This is a genomic window from Caldibacillus debilis DSM 16016 (assembly GCF_000383875.1).
GTDB lineage: Bacteria > Bacillota > Bacilli > Bacillales > Caldibacillaceae > Caldibacillus > Caldibacillus debilis.
Window position 1 is genome coordinate 22,563 of record NZ_KB912885.1, and the last position, 24,123, is coordinate 46,685.

The window sequence follows — 24,123 nt, forward strand, 5'->3', positions numbered from 1 at the left end:
TTTTCAACAGGAATCCCCCCTATCGGTTTTCGGTAAAAAGCGGAGCAATTTTTCCCCGAAAGGAACGAGCAGCCATTCCGACTTCGTAAAAATTTTCCCCCGGGCGAGGACAAAACAAAACACGAATGCCCCAAAAAAGGAGGCAAAAAGGGATTGGAAGGCCGAAAACAGCCGGACCGGCGAATCCGGCAGCAGCCAGCCGCACAAGGCATTGAGGGCGCCCACCAGCGCCGCCATGGCCGCCAGGCTGCGGAACAGCACAAAGACAAAGTCCTTGGGAAAAAGGTCTTCCTTGATACGTTTTTTCAAAGCGGCAAAACAGAAGGCTGACATGGCCGCCAAGGCGAGATTGCTGGCAAGGGCCGCCCCCGGGATGCCGAACGCCCGGATGAACGCCGCATTGAACACAATCTTCGCGACGATCCCAGCCAAAACCCCATAAAAGGGAAGAAGGGGATTGCCCATGCCTTGAAAAACGGCGGTAACGGCCATATTCGCCGCCAAAAATACGACGGTTAGGGCGAGGATCCTAAGCGGCAGCGTGCCCGCCGAATTTGTAAAGAGCATGATATTCAACGGCTCCATGATCATGATGAGCCCGACGGAAGCGGCGGCTCCGGCGGCAATGCTGAATTGCACGGCGAGCCGGGCCAGCTTGTCGGCCTCCTCCTCCCTCCCCCGGCTCCTCATCTTCGCCATGATCGGAACAAGGGCGGAGGAGACGGAAACGGACAGGATGATGCCGATCTGGACCAAAGGCTGCCCCCGGTCGAACACCCCTTTCATCGCTCTGGCCGCATCAAAATCCGTCCCTTTCGCCAGCAGGGACGGCAAAATTTGAAAATTGTCGATCAGCTGGAAAATCACCGGAACCATTCCGCAAACCGTCGCCGCCAAACCATGGAGCAAAACGGTTCCCAGCCTCACCCCATCGCCGGGAGCGGCCGGCTCAGGCCGGTTTTTCCGTCCCTTTCTCCGGAAAAAACAGAAAAGCAAAAATAGGAAACAAACAAGGCTTCCCGCCGCCGAGGCAACGGCCGCCCCTGCGCCGACGGCGTACAAATTTTTCCCGTTTGCGAAAAGCGCCGCGGCGGCCAATATCCCCCCGACGCGCACCGTTTGTTCCGCCACTTGGGAAACCGCCGTCGGGACCATATTCCCCATGCCCTGAAAATAGCCGCGGAAAAGGGAGATGAAGGGCACGAACAAGAAGGGAAAGGCGACGGCGGCGATCAACGGGGCCAAATTCCCGTCGCCCATTTTTTTTGCGATCCAGTCCGCGCCGAAAAAAAGGAAAAGAAACAGGGAAAAACAGAGGGGGAAAAGGGCCAAAAAGGCACGGAACAGCACGTTTTCCGACGGCCGCTCGGCATATAATTTCGAAACGATGACGGGGAAGCCGGCGCTTGCCATGGCCACGGCAATTCCGTAAAAGGGATAAACCTGCTGATAAATGTAAAAACCGATATCGCCGACGATATTTTGAAAAGGGATGCGGTAGACGGCGCTTAAAATCTTCGTTGCGGCCGCCCCTGCGGACAAAATGACCGCCCCTTTTACCATCAGCCTCTCCCCGGAAACCGGCGAATTGTTTTCCATTCCGTTTCTCCCTTCGCCACATCCTCATTCCATGGTATTAGTATAAAAGAAAAAAGAAGACAGGACCACTGCCTTCTTCGGACGTTAAGCATCTACTGTTCCATTTGTTTCGCCAAAAACCCCGCGGCGGTTTCCGCCGCTTTCTTCTCCACTTCTCCCAGTGCACGTTCTTTCGAACAGATGACGACCGAGCCGATCGGATCGCCGTTGGCGATAATCGGACTGACCGTATAGGAGGAAAATTCTTCTTCATTCCCTTCGACAATGGAAAAGGTTCCCCCGCGGGTTTCCAGAATGGAGGAACGTTCTTCCATGATCCTTTCCATTTGTTCGCTGATGTTTTTATTTAAGTATTCCTTTTTGGAACCTCCCGCAACGGCGATGACCGTATCCCGGTCGGTGATCAGCACAGTGCTCCCCAAACTGTCGAACAAAGCCTCCGCGTATTCCTTGGCAAAATCACCCAGTTCATTGATGGGAGAATATTTTTTTAAAATGACTTCCCCTTCGCGATCGACGAAGATTTCCAAAGGATCACCTTCGCGGATTCTCAACGTCCTTCGGATCTCCTTCGGAATGACTACGCGTCCCAAATCGTCAATGCGCCTTACGATACCAGTTGCTTTCATCTGGCTGCCTCGCTTTCTTTTGGTGTTTTTGAGCAAAGTTTTTCTGGGGAAATTTCATCCTTTATTTAACAAATAGTATCTTTCATCCGGAAAGAACTATGCATGGGAAAGTCTTTTTTTGGACGGCCGGGAAAAAACTGCTTCCGGCCCGGACGCCGGATCAGGAAACGGATTTTTCCCGGGATCGCTGCGTAAGGGGCAATTTTTCGGCGAACTCGTGGACGGCTTCGAACCAGCCGTCTCCGGAAAAGGAATTCCGGTAGAAAACCACCTTTATTTTCTTTCCGTCCATCCCGAATCCGACCATCCGGCCGTAGGGTTTGGTGATCTGGAACAGCCTTTCCTTGTCCATGGTTTCCGTGGCCTCCTCCGTGAAAAGGAAGACGACCTGATCCTTGTCTTTTTTTATCGACTCGCAGCCTGCCGCCTTTGCGGAAATTTTGATTTCCGAAATCATGAACAAATTTTCCACTTCTCGCGGATAGCTGCCGAAACGGTCTTGCATCTCCTCCCGCAGCTCCCGGATGTCCTCCGGTGTTTTCAGCCCGCGGAAACGTTTGTACATCTCGATCTTTTGATTGCCGTCGGAAATATAGGCATCCGGGATATAGGCATCGATGTCCAGATCGATTTCGACCTCCTTCTCTTCCTTGGGCTGAATCCCTTTCCTTTTTTCGATCGCTTCCTTAAGCATTTGGGAATAGAGGTCAAAACCGACCGATTCAATAAATCCGTGCTGCTGCGGGCCCAAAATGTTCCCCGTCCCCCGGATGGCCAAATCCCGCATGGCGATCTTGAAGCCGGAGCCGAGCTCGGTATATTCCTTGATCGCCTGCAGCCGTTTTTCCGCCACTTCGGTCAAAACCTTATCTTTCCGATAGGTAAAGTAGGCATAAGCCACCCGGTTGGAGCGTCCGACCCGGCCCCGCAGCTGATACAGCTGGGAAAGTCCCAGCCGGTCGGCGTTTTCCACGATGAGGGTATTGACGTTCGGGATGTCGACGCCGGTTTCGATGATCGTCGTGCTGACCAGGACATCGTATTCCCCTTCGATGAAGGAGAGCATCACATTTTCCAACTCCGCCTCGGACATCCGCCCGTGGGCGTAAATCACCCGCGCATCCGGCACGAGCAGGGAGATTTCTTCTGCTTTTCTGTCAATATCCTCAATATTGTTATACAGGTAATAAATCTGCCCTTCCCGGGCCAGCTCCCTTTCGATCGCTTCCTTCACGACGTGGGTGCTGTACTCCATGACGTAGGTTTGAACGGGGAAGCGGTTTTCCGGAGGCGTTTCGATGATCGACAAATCGCGCACCCCGAGGAGCGACATGTGCAGCGTCCGCGGAATGGGCGTCGCCGTCAAAGTCAGCACGTCGATGTTCGTTTTCAACTGTTTGATCTTTTCTTTATGGGTAACGCCGAAGCGTTGTTCTTCGTCGATAATGAGCAGGCCCAGATCATGGAACTGGACATCCTTGGACAGGAGGCGGTGGGTGCCGACGACGATGTCGATCGTCCCGTTTTTCAGCTGCTTGATCGTTTCCTGTTGTTCCTTTCGCGTGCGGAACCGGCTCAGCATTCCGATCTTCACTGGGAAATCGTGGAATCGCTCCCGCATCGTTTCGTAATGCTGCTGGGCCAAAATCGTCGTCGGGACGAGGAAGGCCACCTGTTTGTTGTCCATGACCGCCTTAAATGCGGCCCGCAAGGCGACTTCCGTTTTTCCGTATCCCACGTCGCCGCAGAGGAGCCGGTCCATCGGTTTGGGGCGCTCCATATCCTTCTTGACTTCCATGATCGAGCGGAGCTGATCCTCCGTCTCCTTATAGGGAAATGCGGCCTCGAATTCCTTTTGCAGCTCGGTATCGGGGGAAAAGGCGAACCCCGGGGTCGCCTCCCGCTCGGCGTACAGTTTGATCAAATCCTCGGCGATGTCCTGGACGGAAGACTCGACCTTTTTCTTGACCCGCTTCCATTCGCTGCCGCCCAATTTGTAAATCTTCGGTTCCTTGCCTTCCGTTCCGACATATTTTTGCACCAGATGAATCTGGTCGATCGGCACATACAGTTTGTCGTTGCCCTTATATTTGATCTTTAAATAGTCCCTGTGCACGCCGTCGATGATCAGCGTTTCGATTCCCAGGTACTTGCCGATGCCGTGGTTGACGTGGACCACGTAATCGCCCGGCTTCAATTCGGTGTAGGTCTGTATTCTCTCGGCGTTGGATAATTTCTGTTTTCCCGCCTTTTTCCTCTTCCTTTTTTTGAAAAGTTCCTGTTCGTCGATGACCGCCACTTTATGCACGGCGATTTCAAACCCGGTCTGCAGATGGCCGATGACGATCTGGGGCTTCCCTTCGAGGATCCTTTCCCCGCTCCGGTTGTCCACGGCCTCCAAACCGTAATCGTAAAAGACGCCGGCGGTCTTCTCCGCCCGTTCTTCATCCCCGCAGAGAAAGATCACCGTGTAATTTTGCTTTTTCCAGCGTTCCATCTCCGTTTTCAAAATGTTCATCTGACCGTGGAACGTCTGCATCGGCCTCGCGGGGAGATTGAGGATGTTTTGCGGATTCACGTTCGGGATATGCCGCAAAAACAGCGAGAAGTAAACGATCGGCGAGCCGGAATTTTTGATCAGGTCCATGACGTCATGGGCGACGGTCAAATCGTGGACGATTTTCCCCTCGCCGATCAAACTGGTGATCCATTCGGCCTCTTCTTTATCGAGGGATTCCAGCATTTCGTTCATCCTCGATATCTCATCGACGCAGATGATCGCATTCCGCCCCGCGTAATCTAGTAAACTCGCAGGCCGGTCGTAGGCCATGGAAAGATATTTGTACATGTCGTCCGGCAGCTGCCCGTTTTGCATCCGTTCGATATCATGCCGGATGTTTTCCGCCATCGCCGCTTTCGTTTGCTCGTCTTTGATAATCTTTAAGCTTTTGTGCAATTTTTCTTCCAATTGGCGAATGACCGATTCCAGATGCTGTTTTTCCAAAATATATTCGGAAGCCGGGCCGATCACCGCCTCCTCCAGTTCCCCGGAAGATTTCTGCGTTTCCACGGAAAAGGTGCGGATCGAATCGATGACGTTGTCGAACAGCTCGATGCGGACCGGTTCGCTTTCGGTTAAAGGATAAATGTCGATGATTCCGCCCTTGACACAAAATTCCCCGGGCGTGGTGACCATCTCGGTGCGGGTATATCCCATGTCGACGAAATCCTTGATGACAGACTCATAGTCCACTTCGTCCCCCGGACGCCAGCGGAACAAATGCTTTTGCCACAATTCCTTCGGCGGCAAAAGCTTTCGCATCCCGGAGACGGGAATGACGAGGATCCCCTTTTTTCCTTGAACGAGGTTATTCAAGGTTTCAAGACGCTGGGATTTCAATTCCGGGCTGGCGAAGCTCAAATCTTCGATGATCAGCTCATTGGCCGGGTATAAAAACACCTCTTCTTCCGAAAGAAGCTGGGTAAAATCCTCGAACATCTTCTGCGCCTGCAACAAATTGTAGGTCAAAAACAGGATGCTTTTGCCGGTGCTTTTATGCAGGCTGGCGATGTAAGCCGCCCGGCTGGAACCGGACAATCCGGTGACGAGCTGTTCCTTCAGCCCTTCCGCAATGCCGGCGGCGACCGTTTTAATTTCATTTTTATTTGCAAAAAAATCCAACAAGCCCTTCATAATGACTCTCCTTATTTCCCGCGCCTATTTTCAACCGGGAAAAGCCCGGAAACCGTCCGGGCCCGGGCATTCCCCGTTGAAAAGAAACAGAAAAATGCCTTGGGATCAACCAAAGCCGCTTAATGGATGATATAGTCGTTGGCATAAAAATTCGGGTTTCTTTGCAGGGATTCTTGGCAGTCTTCGCAAATGCAGCGGACAATGACGTCCCCGGACGGATCGTACCGGATCATTTCCATCCGTTCTTCCTCGGTCAACAGATGGAAACCGAGCCGTTTCGCATCGGCTTTGTCCGCATCCAGGGTGCCGATTTTCGTTTTGCAATGCCTGCAATAATAATGAATCGCCACGAGGGCCACGCTCCCTGTAAGTTCGTTATAGGAGTATTATTGACCGGCCAGGGAGCGGTTATTCATTTGAAACTATTATATCAGAAGGAAAGGCCCTTCATTCAACCGATTTGTTATAGACGTTCATCACTTCCAAAAAGGGCTTTTCCAGCCACATTTCACAGGCGTCCGCCGCTTTTTGGACCATTTCGTCGATCACGGGCTTCTCTTCGGGGGAAAACCTGCCGAGCACGTAGTCGACGATCGGGTATCCCCGTTCCGGGCGGCCGATCCCGATCCGGATCCGGTTGAATTCTTCCGTCCCCAACCGGGTAATGATCGACTTCATCCCCCGATGCCCGCCGTCGCTTCCTTTGAAGCGCAGGCGGATTTTCCCGACGGGCAGATCCAATTCATCATAGATCACGAGCAAATTTTCCGGCGGGATTCGGTAATAGTCGAGCAAAGGTTTGACCGATTCCCCCGATGCGTTCATATAGGTCATCGGCTTTAACAAAATGACATCCTCGCCGTTGACCTTGCCTTTTCCGAACAAACCGCGGAATTTGCTTTGGTCCAGCGGGATTTGGAATTTCCGGGAGAGCAAATCGATGACGGCAAAACCGATATTATGCCTCGTCTCCTTATATCCTTCCCCCGGATTCCCCAAACCGGCGATCAGTTTCATATCCAGCACCCCCTTTGGCCAAGCCGGTTCGATCGAATAAAAAGGAGGTAACCGATGGACGATGGTTACCTCTTTTCTCTTTCGGTCATGATTCATCGGATGGTTGTTCTTCGCCTTCCGCCGCACCGGCATCGGCCGCTTCGGCTTCCGTTTCTTCCGCGCCGGTGTCTTCAGGCGGCAGCAAGGTGGCGATGACTTCATCTGGTTCATGGTGGATTTTATATTTTTTGTACCGATCGAGGACGTCTCCGACAACAACGGTATCGTCAATGTCCAAATGGGATACGTCCACTTCGATCGCATTCGGGATTTCATTCGCCTTCGTCGTAATTTCCATTTCGAACAGGACTTGCTGCAAAATGCCGCCTTGTTTCGTCCCGACGGGTTCGCCCGTCAAAACGACGGGGACTTCCGTGCGGATTTCCGCGCTCAGATCCACCGCAAAGAAATCGACGTGGATCAATTCCTTTTTCAGCGGATGCTCCTGGGTTTCCTGAATCAGGACATTCCATTTTTTCCCGTCGACTTCCAAATTCAACAGACGGTTCCTTCCCTCTTTGCTCACCGTTTTAAGAAATTCGCCTTTCGAAACGTAGATCGGTATATTCCCCGCTTCTTTCCCGTAAAGGACGCCGGGGATGTATCCTTCTCTTCTTAAACGGTTCGTCGCAGATTTTCGCAAATCTGTTCTTCGCTTTGCAGTTAATACGGTTTCCATATTCAGGGCACCTCTCCTTTTCCAACTTTTTCAGTTTCAAAGGATGTTCAAAGAATACCCTAAATTTCAGAAACGAAACTGCATTTATAGCTTTTCCCGAACAGTCGGCGAAAATCCGGGATCGGAATTCCGTCTTTTATTCAAAATCCTTGATTCAAAAGAGGGCGCTGACCGATTTGTGCTCGAACACGCGGACGATGGCTTCGGCCAGCAGCGGAGCGACGGAAAGCTGGCGGATCTTGTCGGTTTTTTTCTCCGCCGGCAAGGCGATGGAGTTGGTGACGACCAACTCTTTAATATGGGATTTTTCAATCCTTTCAATGGCGGGACCCGACAAAACGGGGTGGGTGCAGCAGGCGTAAACCTCCTTCGCCCCGTTTTCGATCAGGGCGTCAGCCGCCATCGCCACCGTTCCTGCGGTATCGATGATATCATCGATGATGATGGCGGTCCGTCCTTCCACGTTGCCGATGATGTTCATCACTTCCGCCACATTCGGTTTCGGCCGCCGCTTATCGATAATGGCGATGGGCGCCTTCAGCTGCTCCGCCATCTTCCGGGTGCGGGTTACGCCGCCGTGATCCGGGGAAACGACGACGATGTCTTCCAATTTTTTTCTCTCAAAATAATCGGCCAGGATGGGCACACCCATCAGATGGTCGATCGGAATATCGAAAAAGCCTTGAATTTGCGGCGCGTGCAGATCGAGGGTGATCATCCTCGTGGCGCCCGCCGTCTCCAGCAAATTGGCGATCAGCTTCGCCGTGATCGGCTCCCGGGCGCGCGCCTTTCTATCCTGGCGGGCGTATCCGTAGTAGGGCATGACGATATTGATCGTCCGGGCCGAGGCCCTTTTTAGGGCATCGATCATGATCAGCAGTTCCATGTAATTTTCATTGACGGGGGAACTCGTCGATTGAATGACGAAAACGTCGCAGCCCCGGATGCTTTCCTCGATATTGATCTGGACCTCGCCGTCGCTGAAACGGCTGACGGAACATTTGCCGAGGTCGACTCCGATGAAACGGGCGATTTCTTCAGCCAAGCCGGGATTGGAATTCAGCGTGAACAATTTTAATCGGTGATCCGGATATGAGCCTGACATTGAAAAACCTCCGTGTCAATTCTTTAATTTCAATTTTTCCACATAGTTTTCCTTGTTTTCCTGGCGGGATCTTGCGATCGCAAGGGCATTTCCGGGCACGTCCTTCGTGATCGTCGATCCGGCGGCGACATAGGCGCCTTTGCCGATCGTCACGGGAGCGACCAGATTGGAATTGCAGCCGATAAAAGCTTCGTCTTCAATGATCGTTTTAAATTTTTTCACCCCGTTGTAGTTGACCGTGATCGTGCCGCATCCGATATTGACGTCTTTGCCGACTTCGGCATCCCCGATGTAGGACAGATGGGAAACTTTGCTGTGTTTGCCGATGAAGGATTTTTTCACTTCCACAAAATTTCCGATGCGGACCGCATCATCTACTTTCGTTTCCGGACGAATGTGGGCGAAGGGACCGATTTGGACGGAGGAACCGACTTGGCTGTCGGTGACCAAGGAATGCTTGATCACGGTGGCATCGCCGACTTCGCAATTGACGATTTCCGTATTGGGACCAATTTCACAATCTTCGCCAATTTTCGTCTTTCCCCTGATCACCGTTCCCGGATAGATCACGGTGTCGCGGCCGATTTCCACATCGCAATCGATGTACGTATTCTCCGGATCGATGATGGTGACGCCGTTTTTCATATGCTTTTCATGAATGCGTCTCCGCATGATTTTTTGCGCCTCAGCCAGCGCAACCCGGTCGTTTACGCCGAGAATTTCCGCCGGATCTCCGATCAGGAAGGCGGATACGGGATGCCCTTCCTTCCTTAAGATCGAAAGGACGTCGGGCAAATAATATTCACGCTGGGCATTGTCGTTGGTCACCTTTTCCAGGGCCTGAAACAGGAGGGAATTGTCGAAACAAAAAATGCCCGAACTGATCTCCTGGATTTGTTTTTCCTCTTCGGTGGCGTCCTTCTCTTCCACGATCTTTTCGACCATGCCTTGAGCGTTTCTTACGATCCGCCCGTACCCCTTCGGATCCTCGAGCTTCGCCGTCAAAACGGTGGCTTTCGCCCCCGATTCTTCATGATGATCCATCAAGGCTTTGACCGTTTCCGCTCTCAAGAGCGGCGTATCGCCGCAAACAACGAGGGTCATGCCGGTTTTATCCTCGAGATGGGGTTTTGCTTGCAGTACCGCATGTCCCGTACCGAGTTGCTCCTCTTGAAAAACAAACTCGCATTTTCCGTCCAGTCTTTCTTTCACCTGTTCCGCACCGTGACCGACCACTGTGTAAATCCGGTCAGGTTCGATCCGCAGCATCTCATCGACGACATGTTCGACCATTGCCTTGCCGCAGACGGGATGAAGCACTTTGTACAGCTTCGATTTCATCCTCGTCCCTTGCCCTGCGGCCAATATGATCACAAAACGATTGGACATGATCTCCTCCATCATTAACTTCATTCCATTATGAATAATATCTTAAAAGCCTTTTGATTTCAAGGAACGGATGACCCGGATGGCGGCGAAGGCAAGACGAGGGGCCGGCGGGGCGGGGGAGCGAGACCTTATTTCGCAAACAAAAAAAGAGCCTTACTTTCGTGAAGTAGGCTCCTTGTTGTTTATTTGGTTTTTTATGCACCCGCTTCTTCCAATTGCTGCTCCAGTTCGCCTTGGCGATGGTATTCTGCGAGCACCGCCTCTTGTATTTTGCCTCTGGTAGCAGAATTGATCGGATGGGCGATATCGCGGAATTCCCCATCGGGGGTGCGCTTGCTCGGCATGGCGACAAACAAACCGTTGTTGCCGTCGATCACACGAATGTCGTGGACGACAAATTCGTTATCGAGGGTAATGGAGGCGATCGCCTTCATCCGCCCATCCGTGTTGACACGGCGCAATCTCACATCTGTTACTTCCATTTTGCTCACCACCTTAAAAAATCTTATTTTATTTATTCGATGGGAAGAAGAAAAATCCTTCTTCTCGAGAAAAATTTTTTCCATTTTTTTAAAAATATTTTAACTATAAAGCGCTCTCATCGGTCGTGAAAGCAACTGCCTCGATCTCGATCCGGACATCCTTCGGCAGCCGGGAAACCTCCACGCAGGATCTTGCCGGTTTATGGCCGGAAAAATGTTTTTCATATACTTCGTTCATCTTTTCAAAATCCTGCATGTCCTTCAAAAATACTGTCGTTTTCACGACGTTCGCCAGCGAGGCACCGGCAGCCTCCAATACGGCCCGCAAATTCCGGATCACCTGCTCCGTCTGCTCCCCGATGTCCCCGCTGACGAGCCTGCCGTCGGCAGTGAGGGGGATTTGCCCGGACGTATAGACCATGCCGTTGACCACCACCGCCTGGGAGTAGGGGCCGATCGCCCGGGGAGCCGAATCCGTGGCCACTGTCTTCATCGCACATCACCGTCCTGTCTGAATTGCTGGGAAAGCCGCCCGCAAATGGCCGCATTTTCATTTATTCGCCAAATTGAAAGAAATTTCCTTCTTCCACTTCAATTTTTTTATTTTTTTCATCGATTTTGGTGATCTTGATGACGGACAAATATTGATCGACCAAGCGCTCCTTCACGTTTTCCACTTCCGCCAGCACGCAGATGCCCGCGTAGGTCGCTTGAAACTCCTTCAGCAGGCTGATCATGCCGTTTATGGTCCCCCCGGCCTTCATGAAATCGTCCACGATCAAAACCCGGGACCCTTCTTTTAAACTTTTTTTGGAAAGGACCATCGTTTGGATTCTTTTCGCCGAACCGGACACATAGTTGATGCTGACGGTCGATCCTTCGGTAATTTTGCTGTCCCGCCTGACGATGACGACGGGGACGCTCAAGTAGCGGGCGGTGGCGAAAGCCAGGGGGATGCCCTTCGTCGCCACGGTCATCACGGCGTCGATGTCGGCGCGGCCGAATTTCGCCGCAAACAGTTGGCCCACTTTATCCATGATCTTCGGGTTGCCGACGATGTCGGCCATATATAAATATCCTCCGGGCAAAAGGCGGTCGGGCCGCCCGATCATGGCGAGCAACTCTTTTACAAAAAGCTTTACGTCTTCCTCCTTTACGGATACAAAAAACCTGACGCCGCCGGCCGCTCCCGGAATCGTCATCAAGTCGCCGATCCCTTTTCTGGAAAAAATTTCTTTCACGATGGCCAGGTCTTCGCTGATCGACGATTTGGCCGCCTGGTATCTTTCCGTAAAAAAAGACAAGGGAATGATCTCGCGGGGATGGTTTAACAGATAATGGGTCATGTCGACCAGCCGCTCGCTTCTCTTCCAGCTCATTTGATCACCTTCAACATAAAAACGAATATTCTTTAAAAATTTTATAATAATGTCCGTTTTTTAACAAGATTCCTCAGGCCGCCTTTACTCTTCCAACGGTTGGCCGAGCATGCGAACGGCGTAAACTTGCTTGCAAAAACCCTTTAAGCCGTTGTAGATTCTGTGCATCCGGGATTCGTGCCGGACGAGGGCATAGACCGTCGGGCCGCTCCCGCTCATCAGCACGCCGTCCGCCCCGAACCGTTTCATGTCTTCTTTGATTTGTTTCACTTCCGGATAGTACTTCAAGGTGACCGATTCCAGGACATTGCCCAGATTTTCGCATATGCCCCGGAAATCCTGGCGGTAAATGGCGTCGATCATCGTCTTCGTATCCGGGTGACGGATTTCCCGCAAATCCAATTGATGATAGACAAAGGAAGTGGAAACCCCGATGGAGGGCTTGGCCAAAACGACCCAGCAACTGGGCGGTGCCGGCAGTCTGGTCAGCACTTCCCCCCTGCCCTTGGCCAGCGCCGTCCCCCCGTAAACGCAAAAAGGCACGTCCGAACCGATCCGTGCGCCGATTTCCGCGAGTTCTTCCGTTTTTAAATTCAGCCCCCACAATTTATTCAATCCCCGGAGACAGGCGGCGGCATCGCTGCTCCCGCCGGCCAAACCCGCAGCCACGGGAATATTTTTTTCGATGGTAATTTCCACGCCTTTTTTTATGGAAAACAGGGTCTTTAACTGGTGAGCGGCCTGATAGGCCAAATTCCGTTCGTCGGAGGGAACGTAGCGGTTTAATGCGTTGATGCGGATCACGTCGTCATCCAGCATCTTAAGCCGGATCCGGTCGGCCAAATCGATGGTCGTCATCACCATCTCCAGCTCGTGGTAATCGTCCTCCCGTTTAAACAGCACATCCAGGGTCAAGTTGATTTTAGCCGGTGCTTTGACATGAAGTTCCAATGAATCCACCTACTTTTGCAATGTATGCTCGGTCCTATTTTATCATATTCCGCCGCGGTTCACCCGCTTCATAAGGAAACGGGCCGCAGGGAATTCGGCGATCCAGCGGATTCACATCACGGCAGACAGCGGGCCGCAGGGAGGCGGCCTTCCCGTGCGCCTTGCGGTTCCGGGAAAATGAAAAAGGAAAACCGCGGGAAGATAAACTCCCCGCGGCCGTCACAGTTGATTTTTGCTGAGGAATCGGTTACCGCTTGTTTTTGAGCTGCTGTTCCGCTATCTCAATCGCCCTTTTCACCATGTTTCCTGCGTCGCGGGCGCGGATTCCGCCCCATCCTTCCTTCTGGACAACATCCCAGAAACCCAGCTCCTTTGCAAGCTCTTCCTTCATTTCTTCAGACATGATCCCTCTTCTTCGACCCATCGGCATGGCTCCTTCCTTCAACTGTGACAGGATTAGTTTTCGTCGGTTCAAAAGGACGGATACATGCGTAATTTTGCCAAAACGAAAAAGCAAAAAATAAAAGCAGCAAACGAGACGTCCACTGCCCAAAATTAAACCGATTCTTTTTTGTCGTCGAAAAAGGTGATTTGCACGGTCTTTGTCAAGATGTCCGCGTAACTGTAGGAAACCCGTTCAAAAGCGTTCTCGTCTTGATCCAATTCCACGACAAAAACGGACGGATAGGTTTCCGCCAAAATGCCCGAGCGCTCAATGGTTTTTCTCCGCCCGCCGTTCGCCCGGAGAACCAATCTTTTGCCGAGATTCGAATCCAGATCTTTCTTGATTTCGGCTAACGTTTTAGGCATCTTTTCAACACCTCGCTACTTAACAGTTTAACACAAAGGGTGGTGAAAAGTCAAATTAAAACTAAAATTATATCAATGTTATTTTTCCTTTGTCAATAGATTTTTTCTGACTTTCCGTTCATGGATCCGCGATCCGCGGGTTTTTCCCGATTCCGGAAAAGAGCCGGGGGCAAAAATCATGGATCCAAGATCGGGCCGGCGGCCATTTGCCTGCGGAAAAAACGGGGGAAGCATGCAAACGAAAAAAGAGGGCTCCCTTCGTTCCGGATGCTCCAAGCCCTCCTTTGTTGGAAGCGAAACCTTTGGCCGCCGCACGACCCTTTCCTCCCGTGTAAAAAAAGAAGGAAGAACCGGCCAATGCCGGCCAACCCCCTCCTCTCCAAGTTTCCCGTTAATTTTCTTCATCCAATTTCGGGTGATAGGGCATGCCCGTCCGCAAAACCCCCTTCGTCTCTATTCCCCCGATCCCCCTTTCCCCGGTGATCGTGTTCCGCAGCACATCCCATACATGAATCCGTTCCGTAAAAGGGGTAAAACTGATCTTGGCCACGATGTACACGGGGTCGAGGGCGTGGATGTTCACCCGCATCGGCGAGCTGGCAAAATTGGCGCCCGCACCGATCAGCGATTCGAAATGGGATTGGCAGGCGCCGGCAAAAATGATGAGCTGGTCCAGATTGGGATGTTTTTTCCGGACCTCAAGGACCGTTTTGACAAAGTCCCGGGAATGGCGGTAGGCGTTCAGATCCTTCTTTTTGCCTCGGTGGCGGGAATAGGAATCATGGCCGGTGACGACCAGGATGTCGGGCCGGTATTGGTCAACGAGATCGGGCACGATATAGGGCATGTCTTTTTCGTTGCAGTAGGTGCCGTAGATGGGAATCCCGATTTTTTTATATTCTTCCATACATTTTTTTAAATATTCAGCGTCCCCGTCCACATGGAGAACTTTTCCCGGCATTTGGAAAAGCTGGTAATCCCTTTTGCACAAATCGTTGGATTCATAAATCTGCCGCTCTTTGATCAGACGATAATCCTGCTTGAAAAGTTCCTGCGACTGTTCCACCAAGGTGCGAAAAGGCTTTAAAATCTCGTTTCTGGCTTCCGGATCCAGCTTCTGCAGATCCTTTACCGGGGCATCGGCAATCAGGCGGATCTCATCCCCGTGCAGAAGGGCGTAAGATTCCCCGTTTTCTTCATAAATATGGATCACCCGGAAGGGGATATCCAGGGAATAGGAAATCCTCCCGACAATATCGTTGATTTTTATGTTCATCCGCTATTCACTCCATGCATCTCGTTCGTCTTATAAGCTATGCGGCGAAACGAGGATGGGTGAATGTTGGATGGGCTACATCGGGCGGCACAAGATGCGGGCACGGTTCCCTTTGCTGCTGCGTCCGCCCTTTTCGGCGAGGAATTTTCCGCCAATTTTGCCATTCTACGGCTGGCGGCGCCCGGGTCCGCCATCTGTTGCCGGTTCATCCCGGTTTTTATGGAAATCAGAAGTTCATATCGTCCGGTCTTTCCGTCATCGGTCACCGGTTCATTCCCGGTCCTTTCCGTGTTCTCCGAAAACGGGGTACAGCCCGTTGGCCAGCCGGGCGAATTCTTCGATGGACAAGGATTCCCCCCTCCTTTCCGGCTCGATTCCCGCCTGAAGCAAAGCGTGAAGAATCTCCTCCTTTTTATCTTTGCCCCCGGGCATCTGATGCATGAGGTTGTTCATGATCGTTTTTCGCCGTTGGGCAAAACAGCTGCGGGTGACGGTGAAGAAAAATGTTTCATCGGCCACGCCAACGGGAGGATGCTCCCTTTTCGTCAGGCGGACGACGATGGAATCCACTTTCGGCCGGGGCATAAAGGCCGTTTTCGGGACCTTCGTGACAATTTCCGGCACCGTGTAATACTGAACGGCGATGGAAAGGGATCCGTAATCCTTCGAATCGGGTTTGGCTGAAAGGCGGTCGCCGACCTCCTTTTGCACCATGAAAACCATCCGGCTTACGGGAAGATCCTCTGTCAAACATTTCATGATCATCCGGGTCGTGACGTAGTAGGGGAGATTGCCGACGATCAGCAGGTCGCCGGCATCTTGGAATTCCTCGGCGATCGTCTTCCGGATATCCGCTTTTAAAAAATCCTGGTGGATGATGGAGACATTTCCATATCCGCCAAGAACATCCTTTAAAACCGGAATCAGCCGCCCGTCGATCTCAAAAGCGGCCACCTTTTTGCTTTTTTGCGCCAGCCGTTCGGTCAAGGCGCCGATCCCCGGGCCGATTTCAATCACCCCGCAAGTTTCATCGATGCCGGATGCGGCGACGATTTTGTCGAGAATATTGGCGTCAATGAGGAAATTTTGCCCGAGGCTTTTTTTGAACGTGAAGCCGTATTTGTCCAGGATCTCCCTGGTCCGTCCCGGGCTGGCGATCGCCTTATTCATCATGGAGACCCTCCCCGTCCATCTGTTGCAGGGCTTCGAGAAACTGCTCCTTCGTGATTCGGAACATCATCAGCCGTTTATGCAGCTGCTTTCCGTTGGCGTATCCGATTTTTAACAATTCTCCGAGCCTTTTCCGGCGCCTTTTCGCATTTTCGTGGCCGACGAGATGATGTTCGATCAACGCTTCCATGGAGATGACTTCTTCCGCCGCCTCTCCCATCGTTACCGCATCCTCCAGCGCCTTTCTGATTTCGTCGGCGGTCGCATATTCCACGCCGATTCTCCCCGTTTTGGATTTCGCCTTCGTCTGCGGCAAAAAGGCATGCTTGCAATGGGGCACCCGCTCCGCGATCTGTTTGCGGATCTTTTCACCGGGATAATCGGGATCGGTGAAAATGATGACTCCCCGGCTGTCCGCCAACCGTTTTATCCTTTCTATGGTTTCTTCATCGAGCGCGGATCCGTTCGTTTCGATCGTGTCGGCATCGACCGCCCGCTTTACCGCGGCGGTGTCGTCCTTCCCTTCGACTACGATGATTTCCTTTATTTTCATGAAAAACCTCCGTTTTAAACCATTCTTGTTCAAGTATAACGTTATTTTGCGCCGGGAAAAACAGGGGCATAAAATTTTTCCGCTCTTTATCCGGCGCCGGCCGTTTGCGCCCCATTAAGGGTTGCGATCGGAGCGGTCCCTGCCGGGGAGGCCGGAGCAGGATCAAAACATATGGTTTTTGGACCCCGGCAGACCGGGCCGGGAGCGGTCCCCATCGGCGGTTCAGGCAATCGTACGGGTCTTATTGCCGCGAATTTTAGGGGCCTACTGTCAATATGGCCTTTTTCGGAACCCTTGCAGCCGCCAAAAGGAAAGGACCGCAGGAAGTTCTTTCCGGAAGCGGCGGTCTTTTGGCGACGGAGTTTAAAACCGGACAAACGGAGGACGGGATGGAACGCCTGTCTCCCTTGCCCCCTGACTCCCTCCCGGCGCTTAAAAAGCGATATCCGGTCCCTTGACCGATTCGAACCGTGATATTCGACCCCGGTTCGAATCGCGATATCCGGGCCTTTGACCGGTTCGAAGCTCCCGCATCCATACGCTTGCCGCTCCGTCAAGCCGGCTTCCGCTTCCAGGCCGCGGAAGGGCCCCGGCATCCTCGCGCACTTCATTTCGTCCGTTCGGTTATAATCCCCTTTCCAGGACCGTTCCCGCAGCCGAAAATAAAAAAGCAGGGGGAAACCCCTGCCCTTATTTGATGATCCGTATTTTCACCTTTCTTACTCCCCATCGCCACGCCTGTTGTTTCGACGGGAAGAACAGATCAATTTTATATCCTTTGATTTTGTTCCCCGTATCTCCGGCGATGGCGTATCCGTAACCTTCCACGTAAACCTTCGTCCCCAGCGGAATGATCCGCGGATCTACGGCAATCAGTTTAATGTCCGGATTGGCCATCAGGTTGATGCCGGTTGCCGTTCTTCCCGAACAGCCGCTGCAATTGGCGGTATAAGCCGTCGCCGTGACGAAAAATTCCTTAGCATCCGCATTTCCCCGGGAAGCCGTCCGGATGATCTTTTTCGCCCCCACGGCGACAATCTTATCTTGGGGCTTTTCGACGATTTTTTCACTGATCAGTTTTTTGGAAACAATCTTGCCGTTTTCATAGACAACTTCGTATTTTTTCTCCTTTTTCCCCGTTTTTCCACCCTGGATGATTCTTTGCTCGCCGTAGGGGATGCGGCTATCCTTTTTCGTGATGACGGCGTAATGGATCGGTTCTTCGACTACATCGGTGACTTTTTCAACTCGGATGACTGAAACTTTGGAATTCCGGGTCAGCTTTTCGTTCAACCCCGGTTCTACCCGATCATTTTCATTCAACGCGATTCCTTGTTGCCGTAAAAAGTCAGCGACCGTAGTCGAAGGAGACCAGACTTTTCTGCTTTTGCCCCCGTCGATCAATTGCACTTCGAAGGCCCTGTTTATTTTGATTTCCAGATTATTGGCCAGGGACGACTGTTTCGTGAAATTGATGACATCATGTTTTCCAAGATCGATCTTATATTGGTCCAGGAGCTGTCCGACGGTTTCCGCCGTCGTCCAGGCCTTTTGTTTTTCCCCGTCGATGTTGATCACGACCTGCACGGCGGGCTTCCAAACGATTTTCATGTTCTCCTTCAGTTCCGTATCCAAGCTCGGATAGACATAATCGTTCTTTTTCACATCGACATTCAAATCATCCAGCAGTTCCTGGACATTTTTCGCATCGGTGCTGACCTCTTGGACTTTTCCGTCGATGGAAACAGCCACCGTCTTTTTCGTTCCTTCATGAAACAGGATGCCGATGATCGTAAAAGAAATGATGACACCTGCGGAGATGAAGGACTGCTTCGCTTTGCTTCTGGCCTTGGGCAACAGCCCGTTCTCAATGTTCACAAAAAGTGCCTCCTTTGCATGGAGATGGCGCGGGAAGAAGAGGCCGGCCGTCCCATCCTTTCTTCCGCTTGATCGGAAAAGGCGGGCCGATCGTGCTAAATCGGCTCAATCACCCTTTTCCGTCTGCGATTTTAAATATTTTTCTTGCGTTATTCGCCGTGATTTCCGCAATTTCCTCCAAAGGAAGCCCTTTGATGCGGGCGATTTCTTCCGCCACATATCTGACATAGGCGGGTTCGTTTCTTTTCCCGCGGAAAGGATGGGGTGCCAAATAGGGACAGTCGGTTTCGAGAAGCAAATATGCAAGCGGCACTTCCTTTGCGACTTCTTTCGCCTGCTTGCCGTTTTTAAACGTGACCGGCCCTCCCAAAGAAATGAAGAAGTTCATTTTGATGCATTCTTTGGCAATTTCCGGACTGCCGCTGAAACAATGCATGATCCCGCCCGTTTCTTCGGCGTGTTCCTCTTTTAAAATTTGAATGACATCTTCCGTCGCTTCCCGGTTATGGATCATAATCGGCAAGGAAAGTTTTTTCGCCAGACGGATCTGTTCCCGGAAAACGGCTTTCTGGACGTCCTTGGGCGATTTATCCCAATGATAATCCAATCCCGTTTCCCCGATGGCGACGATCTTCGGGTGCCGGCTCAATTGCTCAATCCATGCCAGATCCTCTTCCCGCATATCGACGGCATCCACCGGATGCCAGCCGATGCAGCCGTACAAATGATCATATCGTTCGATCAATTCCATCGTCTTCCGGATCGTCGGCCGGTCGAAGCCGACGACGACCATCGACGAGACGCCCGCTTCCCGGGCCCGTTCGATCACTTCATCCAAATCTTCTTCGAATTGTTCCGCATTTAAATGGGTGTGTATATCAAACAGCATGGGTTCCACCTGTTATCCAAAGATTCCGGCATCCCCTTCGACGGCTACAAAAAAGAATAACATAGAAATGTTAAACCGATGTAACATTTCCATGTTATTTTCACGACAATCGGAAGGGAACATTGCCGTTATTTTACAACCGCGCCGTTGGGGACCGCCGGATCGACGGTAACGACCGAAAGTTTCCCGTCCTTTTCCCCGGAAAGGATCATCCCTTGCGACAGTTCGCCCCGGAGTTTCGCCGGTTTCAAATTCGTGACGCAAACGACTTTCTTTCCGATCAATTCTTCCGGTTTGTAATATTCGGCGATCCCGGAGATAATCTGGCGTGTTTCCCCGCCGAGATCGACCTGCAATTTGAGCAGTTTATCCGCGTTTTTCATTTTTTCGCAGGCAAGGACTTCGGCGACCCGCAGTTCCACCTTGGCGAAGTCTTCGATGGTAATATAATTTTCTTTCGGCTGATCCTCCGGCTGTTTTTCCTTCTCTTTCACCGCATTCGGGTTCTTCATGGATGCCTTGATAAACTCGATTTCTTCATCCATCTTCACCCGGGGGAAGATCGGCTCGCCTTTGTTCACCTTCGTCCCTTCCGGAATGGCGCCGAAGGTTTCCAGGCTGTCCCAAGTCTTCAATTCCGGGCTGTCGATCCCCAATTGACGGAAGATTTTTTCCGGCGTTTCCGTCATGAACGGTTGCAGCAATACCGCCGTCCGGCGCAGCGTTTCCGCCAAATGGGCCATGACGCTCGCCAATTCGCCGCGTTTCGTTTCATCCTTCGCCAAAATCCACGGGGTCGTCTCGTCGATGAACTTGTTGGCCCGGTTGATGATTTGCCATACGGCGGCTAAAGCGACGGAAAATTCCATGTTTTCCATCGCCTGTTCATATTCCTTTTGTTTTTGCTGATTGACGGCCAGCAGCTGTTTTTCCGGTTCCCTTTCCGATCCTTCGTATCCGGGAATGCGCCCTTGGAAATATTGGGACACCATGGCGACCGTCCGGTTCAACAGATTGCCCAGGTCATTGGCCAAATCATAATTGAGCCTTTCAATAAATCCTTCGGGGGTAAACACGCCGTCGGCGCCGAAGGGCACTTCCCGAAGCAGATAATACCTGACGGGATCCACCCCGTACCGGTCGATTAAAACGTTCGGGTCCACCACATTCCCCTTCGACTTGGACATTTTTCCGTCCTTCATCAAAAACCAGCCGTGGCCGAAAACCTTTTTCGGGAGGGGAAGATCCAGCGCCATCAGCATGATCGGCCAATAGATCGTATGGAATCGGACGATCTCCTTCCCGACGAGATGCACATCCGCCGGCCAATATTTGCGGAATTTTTCGTCGTTTTCCGTGCCGTATCCCAAGGCGGTGATATAGTTGGTCAAGGCATCGATCCAAACGTAAATGACGTGTTTCGGATCTCCCGGAACCTTGATTCCCCAGTCGAAGGTCGTTCTTGAAACGGCCAAATCCTCCAGCCCCGGCTTGATGAAATTGTTGATCATTTCATTTTTCCTGGATTCCGGCTGGATGAACCCGGGGTTTTCTTCATAATATTGAAGAAGCCGGTCCACATATTTGCTCATCCGGAAAAAGTAGGATTCTTCCTTGACTTTTTCCACCGGGCGCCCGCAGTCGGGACAATTCCCGTTGACCAGCTGCCTTTCGGTGAAAAAGGATTCGCAGGGGGTGCAGTACCACCCTTCATATTCGCCCAGGTAGATGTCGCCTTTTTCTAACAGTTTGGCAAAAATCTTTTCTACAACTTTTTTATGGCGTTCTTCCGTCGTCCGGATAAAATCGTCATAGGAAATATCCAAACGCTTCCACAATTGTTGAATGCCGCTGACGATTTCATCCACGTATTCCTTCGGGGTCAATCCCGCTTCCTTCGCCTTTTTTTCTATTTTTTGCCCATGTTCGTCCGTCCCCGTCAAAAACATGACATCATATCCGCGCATGCGTTTGTAGCGGGCAATCGCATCCGCAGCAACGGTTGTATAAGAGTGCCCGATATGCAGCTTTCCGCTCGGATAATAGATCGGCGTGGTTACATAAAAGGTTTTCCGTTCTCCTTCCATCTGTTCTGCCCCCTAACAAACAATAACGATCAATTCTGGAACATGGCTGTTTTCTTAACAACATCATACCCGATTGGGTGCCGTTTTAACCTTCTATATGCAAACAATATACCGAAAAACCAAAGAAAGTGCAACTTCGCGCGCGGATCCGGGATCGGCGGAATTTGAAAAAAGTGGAACTTAAGAAAAAAATAGGTATAAATTACTACTTTTTCAACATTTTCTTTTATTGACTGTTTTTGGCAAGATTGGTATTCTATGATTATCAATACAGATCTGTGCACCGATGTAGATATAGAGAGAGAGAAAAGCCGAACGATTACTATTTTTTGAGAGGGGAAATGATGAATGAAATCCACGGGCATTGTAAGGAAGGTTGACGAACTAGGACGCGTTGTAATTCCCATTGAACTGAGAAGGACTTTGGGAATTAACGAAAAGGATGCATTGGAAATTTACGTCGACGATGACAAGATCATCCTGAAAAAATACAAACCGAACATGACCTGTCAAATTACAGGCGATGTATCCGACGATAACGCGGTTCTGGCCAACGGCAAGCTCGTATTGAGCAGGGAAGGCGCAGAAATCCTGCTGAAAGAGATCAAAGAAGTTTTCCATCTTTCCTAAGGCAAAAATCGGGCCCGGGATTCAAAGATTCCGGGCTTTTTTGATTTTCCGCCCGCGGGAACTTCCCCGGGCGGAAAATTTTTGCGGTTTTAAGAAAGATCGTCCTTTTGCCCGTGATAGATCTTGTAAATCTCCCGCTTCGGCCTTTTGCGGTCCTTCGCCGCCTTTTTTATCGCTTCCATCAGCGGAAGGCCTTCATCGGCGTACCGGTTGACATGCTCCGTGACCGTAAGCTCCGCCCACCAGGCATCTTCTTCCGCCTTGTCCGATTCCGCCTGCCCTTCGACGACCAGGCAAAATTCCCCTTTCGGTTCGTTTTTTTCGGCCCATTCCGCGATTTCCGCCACCCGGCCGCGGACGTACTCTTCAAATCTTTTCGTCAGTTCCCGGGCCACCGTCATCCGCCGGTCCCCGAAGCATTCCCGGATGGCCGCCAGCGTTTCCTTCAACCGGTGGGGCGCTTCATAGAAAACAAGGGCGGCGGGAAGGCGGGCCAATCCTTCCAGGACCTCCCTTTTCTCCTTTTGCTTCCGCGGCAGGAAACCGTAAAAATAAAAGGGCTGCGGCTGGATGCCGGAAGCCGTTAAAGCTGTCAGGGCGGCGTTGGCCCCGGGCAACGCGATGACCGGAATGTCCGCTTCGATGCACAGCTCCACCATTTCATAACCCGGATCCGAGATCCCCGGCGTGCCCGCGTCACAGACGAGGGCCACCTCTTTTCCTTCCTTCAAAAATTTCAACAGCTGCTTCCCCGCCTGATTTTTGTTGTGCTCGTGGTAGCTGACGACGGTGCCGGAGATTTGGAAATGGTTTAACAATTTCATCGTCACCCGGGTATCTTCCGCGGCGATCACATCGGCTTCCTTCAAGACGCGCAGCGCCCGCAGCGTGATGTCTTCCAAATTTCCGATCGGCGTCGGAACGAGGTACAATTTTCCCCCGGGCCCGTCCGTTTGGAAACTTTTCTGGATTTTCACCCTTTTCGACTCCCTTTCCGCAAACAAAAAATCGCCGGTTTCCGGGCATTTCCGGCCTTTGTCCTTCAAGATTCAAGTATTTTCCAATCGTCAACCCTTTGCCTTCCAGTTTGTTATCCCTTTGGCCCTCAGGATTCAAGTATTTTCCCCGTACAAGATCCGTTTCATTTCATCGGTATATTCCCCATTTTCCTCATACACGTAAAGAGGAGGCAATATTTTCAAGTCCGGCTTGCCGTCCCGGGTCCCTTCCAGCAAAATCGTATTTGCCTCTTTTTTCATTTTCGGATAAACGAACCGCAGCCGTTTCGGTTCGATTTTATATTTTCTCATCAATGTCAATAAATCCAGCAGCCTGCCGGGACGGTGGACAAAGGCCACCTTTCCGCCCGGTTTTGCCAGCTGGCTGCTGACCCTCACCGCATCCTCCAGCGTGCAGCAGATTTCATGGCGGGCGATGGCCAACGGCTCCCGCTCGTTGATGATCGCCTCCCCGGAAACGGGAAAATAGGGGGGATTGCACGTGACGACATCATAGCGGGCCGTTCCGAGCCGCTTCGGCATCTCGCGAATGTCCCCGCAAATCATGGAAAGGCGGCCGTCCAACCCGTTGTAGCGGATGCTTCTTTCCGCCATATCGCACAACCGCTCCTGAATTTCGACGCCGGTAATCTCCCCCTTCGTCCGCTTCGACAACAGCAGCGGGATCACCCCGTTGCCGGAACATAAATCGATGATCTTCCCTTTCTGAATGGGAACATATACAAAATTGGCCAGCAGAACCGAATCCAAGGAAAAGGAAAAAACGGAAGGGCTTTGGATGATTCTTAAATTTTCCGCCAGCAGATAGTCGAGCCGCTCGTCGTCCTTCAACTGAATCATGGCTTCCT

General features: G+C 51.7%; 23 protein-coding genes. 1 reads left to right on the forward strand and 22 read right to left on the reverse strand.

Annotated elements, in window-relative coordinates; all coding sequences use genetic code 11:
• Positions 1–3: 3 nt before the first annotated feature.
• The 20 genes from A3EQ_RS0107765 to metG form a co-directional block, all read right to left on the reverse strand.
• Positions 4–1,599, reverse strand: a complete 1,596-nt coding sequence (locus tag A3EQ_RS0107765) for a putative polysaccharide biosynthesis protein (protein WP_020154610.1) — start codon at positions 1,597–1,599, stop codon at positions 4–6.
• Between the two features lie 92 nt (positions 1,600–1,691).
• Positions 1,692–2,228 carry a stage V sporulation protein T gene (gene spoVT, locus A3EQ_RS0107770; RefSeq protein WP_026499826.1) on the reverse strand — a complete coding sequence of 179 codons (537 nt, stop codon included), beginning with the start codon at positions 2,226–2,228 and terminating at the stop codon, positions 1,692–1,694.
• Between the two features lie 160 nt (positions 2,229–2,388).
• Positions 2,389–5,922, reverse strand: a complete 3,534-nt coding sequence (gene mfd / locus A3EQ_RS0107775; protein ID WP_020154612.1) for a transcription-repair coupling factor — start codon at positions 5,920–5,922, stop codon at positions 2,389–2,391.
• Between the two features lie 119 nt (positions 5,923–6,041).
• Complete coding sequence (locus tag A3EQ_RS0107780; protein WP_020154613.1) at positions 6,042–6,272, reverse strand: anti-sigma-F factor Fin family protein; 231 nt, start codon at positions 6,270–6,272, stop codon at positions 6,042–6,044.
• Positions 6,273–6,369: 97 nt separating this feature from the next.
• A complete protein-coding gene (pth, locus tag A3EQ_RS0107785) occupies positions 6,370–6,939 on the reverse strand; it encodes an aminoacyl-tRNA hydrolase (RefSeq protein ID WP_026499827.1) in 570 nt (189 codons plus the stop codon).
• Positions 6,940–7,024: 85 nt separating this feature from the next.
• The gene (locus A3EQ_RS0107790; RefSeq protein WP_020154615.1) at positions 7,025–7,657 is read right to left on the reverse strand and encodes a 50S ribosomal protein L25/general stress protein Ctc; all 633 of its coding nucleotides are present in this window, start codon (positions 7,655–7,657) and stop codon (positions 7,025–7,027) included.
• 154 nt (positions 7,658–7,811) lie between these two features.
• Positions 7,812–8,762 (reverse strand): ribose-phosphate diphosphokinase, encoded by a 951-nt coding sequence (locus A3EQ_RS0107795; RefSeq protein ID WP_020154616.1) that lies wholly within the window; start codon positions 8,760–8,762, stop codon positions 7,812–7,814.
• Positions 8,763–8,777: 15 nt separating this feature from the next.
• On the reverse strand, positions 8,778–10,151 hold the full coding sequence (gene glmU / locus A3EQ_RS0107800) for a bifunctional UDP-N-acetylglucosamine diphosphorylase/glucosamine-1-phosphate N-acetyltransferase GlmU (protein ID WP_026499828.1): 1,374 nt from the start codon (positions 10,149–10,151) through the stop codon (positions 8,778–8,780).
• Positions 10,152–10,345: 194 nt separating this feature from the next.
• Entirely contained in the window at positions 10,346–10,633 is a 288-nt protein-coding gene (gene spoVG, locus A3EQ_RS0107805) for a septation regulator SpoVG (RefSeq protein ID WP_026499829.1), read from the reverse strand.
• 103 nt (positions 10,634–10,736) lie between these two features.
• On the reverse strand, positions 10,737–11,126 hold the full coding sequence (locus A3EQ_RS0107810) for a RidA family protein (protein ID WP_020154620.1): 390 nt from the start codon (positions 11,124–11,126) through the stop codon (positions 10,737–10,739).
• Between the two features lie 61 nt (positions 11,127–11,187).
• Positions 11,188–12,012, reverse strand: coding sequence for a pur operon repressor (gene purR / locus A3EQ_RS0107815; RefSeq protein WP_020154621.1), 825 nt, complete (start codon positions 12,010–12,012; stop codon positions 11,188–11,190).
• Positions 12,013–12,096: 84 nt separating this feature from the next.
• Entirely contained in the window at positions 12,097–12,963 is an 867-nt protein-coding gene (gene ispE, locus A3EQ_RS0107820) for a 4-(cytidine 5'-diphospho)-2-C-methyl-D-erythritol kinase (protein WP_020154622.1), read from the reverse strand.
• Between the two features lie 247 nt (positions 12,964–13,210).
• The gene (locus A3EQ_RS0107830) at positions 13,211–13,387 is read right to left on the reverse strand and encodes a small, acid-soluble spore protein, alpha/beta type (RefSeq protein WP_081626203.1); all 177 of its coding nucleotides are present in this window, start codon (positions 13,385–13,387) and stop codon (positions 13,211–13,213) included.
• A 131-nt stretch (positions 13,388–13,518) separates the two neighbouring features.
• Entirely contained in the window at positions 13,519–13,773 is a 255-nt protein-coding gene (gene veg, locus A3EQ_RS0107835; RefSeq protein WP_020154625.1) for a biofilm formation stimulator Veg, read from the reverse strand.
• A 391-nt stretch (positions 13,774–14,164) separates the two neighbouring features.
• Positions 14,165–15,049 carry a sporulation peptidase YabG gene (yabG, locus tag A3EQ_RS0107845; protein WP_020154627.1) on the reverse strand — a complete coding sequence of 295 codons (885 nt, stop codon included), beginning with the start codon at positions 15,047–15,049 and terminating at the stop codon, positions 14,165–14,167.
• Positions 15,050–15,319: 270 nt separating this feature from the next.
• Positions 15,320–16,219 (reverse strand): 16S rRNA (adenine(1518)-N(6)/adenine(1519)-N(6))-dimethyltransferase RsmA, encoded by a 900-nt coding sequence (gene rsmA, locus A3EQ_RS0107850; RefSeq protein ID WP_020154628.1) that lies wholly within the window; start codon positions 16,217–16,219, stop codon positions 15,320–15,322.
• Positions 16,212–16,772 (reverse strand): ribonuclease M5, encoded by a 561-nt coding sequence (gene rnmV, locus A3EQ_RS0107855; RefSeq protein ID WP_020154629.1) that lies wholly within the window; start codon positions 16,770–16,772, stop codon positions 16,212–16,214. Before rnmV ends, rsmA begins: the two co-directional genes overlap by 8 nt.
• Before the next feature lie 690 nt (positions 16,773–17,462).
• Entirely contained in the window at positions 17,463–18,650 is a 1,188-nt protein-coding gene (locus tag A3EQ_RS0107865) for a G5 and 3D domain-containing protein (protein WP_020154631.1), read from the reverse strand.
• Positions 18,651–18,759: 109 nt separating this feature from the next.
• Entirely contained in the window at positions 18,760–19,539 is a 780-nt protein-coding gene (locus tag A3EQ_RS0107870) for a TatD family hydrolase (RefSeq protein WP_020154632.1), read from the reverse strand.
• 128 nt (positions 19,540–19,667) lie between these two features.
• A complete protein-coding gene (metG, locus tag A3EQ_RS0107875) occupies positions 19,668–21,626 on the reverse strand; it encodes a methionine--tRNA ligase (RefSeq protein WP_020154633.1) in 1,959 nt (652 codons plus the stop codon).
• Between the two features lie 348 nt (positions 21,627–21,974).
• On the opposite strand from metG, the gene A3EQ_RS0107880 reads away from it, so the two are divergent.
• Positions 21,975–22,256, forward strand: a complete 282-nt coding sequence (locus A3EQ_RS0107880; protein ID WP_020154634.1) for an AbrB/MazE/SpoVT family DNA-binding domain-containing protein — start codon at positions 21,975–21,977, stop codon at positions 22,254–22,256.
• Positions 22,257–22,345: 89 nt separating this feature from the next.
• On the opposite strand, the gene rsmI is transcribed toward A3EQ_RS0107880, so the two are convergent.
• Positions 22,346–23,233, reverse strand: coding sequence for a 16S rRNA (cytidine(1402)-2'-O)-methyltransferase (gene rsmI, locus A3EQ_RS0107885; RefSeq protein ID WP_026499830.1), 888 nt, complete (start codon positions 23,231–23,233; stop codon positions 22,346–22,348).
• 135 nt (positions 23,234–23,368) lie between these two features.
• Entirely contained in the window at positions 23,369–24,115 is a 747-nt protein-coding gene (locus A3EQ_RS0107890) for a tRNA1(Val) (adenine(37)-N6)-methyltransferase (protein WP_026499831.1), read from the reverse strand.
• Positions 24,116–24,123: the final 8 nt, after the last annotated feature.

What these genes read in the sequence shown, in the direction of transcription:
- A3EQ_RS0107765 (WP_020154610.1), bottom strand. Translation starts at nt 1,599, where the DNA reads ATGGAAAACAATTCGCCGGTTTCCGGGGAGAGGCTGATGGTAAAAGGG.
- spoVT (WP_026499826.1), bottom strand. Translation starts at nt 2,228, where the DNA reads ATGAAAGCAACTGGTATCGTAAGGCGCATTGACGATTTGGGACGCGTA.
- mfd (WP_020154612.1), bottom strand. Translation starts at nt 5,922, where the DNA reads ATGAAGGGCTTGTTGGATTTTTTTGCAAATAAAAATGAAATTAAAACG.
- pth (WP_026499827.1), bottom strand. Translation starts at nt 6,939, where the DNA reads ATGAAACTGATCGCCGGTTTGGGGAATCCGGGGGAAGGATATAAGGAG.
- A3EQ_RS0107790 (WP_020154615.1), bottom strand. Translation starts at nt 7,657, where the DNA reads ATGGAAACCGTATTAACTGCAAAGCGAAGAACAGATTTGCGAAAATCT.
- A3EQ_RS0107795 (WP_020154616.1), bottom strand. Translation starts at nt 8,762, where the DNA reads ATGTCAGGCTCATATCCGGATCACCGATTAAAATTGTTCACGCTGAAT.
- glmU (WP_026499828.1), bottom strand. Translation starts at nt 10,151, where the DNA reads ATGTCCAATCGTTTTGTGATCATATTGGCCGCAGGGCAAGGGACGAGG.
- spoVG (WP_026499829.1), bottom strand. Translation starts at nt 10,633, where the DNA reads ATGGAAGTAACAGATGTGAGATTGCGCCGTGTCAACACGGATGGGCGG.
- A3EQ_RS0107810 (WP_020154620.1), bottom strand. Translation starts at nt 11,126, where the DNA reads ATGAAGACAGTGGCCACGGATTCGGCTCCCCGGGCGATCGGCCCCTAC.
- purR (WP_020154621.1), bottom strand. Translation starts at nt 12,012, where the DNA reads ATGAGCTGGAAGAGAAGCGAGCGGCTGGTCGACATGACCCATTATCTG.
- A3EQ_RS0107830 (WP_081626203.1), bottom strand. Translation starts at nt 13,387, where the DNA reads ATGGGTCGAAGAAGAGGGATCATGTCTGAAGAAATGAAGGAAGAGCTT.
- veg (WP_020154625.1), bottom strand. Translation starts at nt 13,773, where the DNA reads ATGCCTAAAACGTTAGCCGAAATCAAGAAAGATCTGGATTCGAATCTC.
- yabG (WP_020154627.1), bottom strand. Translation starts at nt 15,049, where the DNA reads ATGAACATAAAAATCAACGATATTGTCGGGAGGATTTCCTATTCCCTG.
- rsmA (WP_020154628.1), bottom strand. Translation starts at nt 16,219, where the DNA reads ATGAATAAGGCGATCGCCAGCCCGGGACGGACCAGGGAGATCCTGGAC.
- rnmV (WP_020154629.1), bottom strand. Translation starts at nt 16,772, where the DNA reads ATGAAAATAAAGGAAATCATCGTAGTCGAAGGGAAGGACGACACCGCC.
- A3EQ_RS0107870 (WP_020154632.1), bottom strand. Translation starts at nt 19,539, where the DNA reads ATGCTGTTTGATATACACACCCATTTAAATGCGGAACAATTCGAAGAA.
- metG (WP_020154633.1), bottom strand. Translation starts at nt 21,626, where the DNA reads ATGGAAGGAGAACGGAAAACCTTTTATGTAACCACGCCGATCTATTAT.
- A3EQ_RS0107880 (WP_020154634.1), top strand. Translation starts at nt 21,975, where the DNA reads ATGAAATCCACGGGCATTGTAAGGAAGGTTGACGAACTAGGACGCGTT.
- A3EQ_RS0107890 (WP_026499831.1), bottom strand. Translation starts at nt 24,115, where the DNA reads ATGATTCAGTTGAAGGACGACGAGCGGCTCGACTATCTGCTGGCGGAA.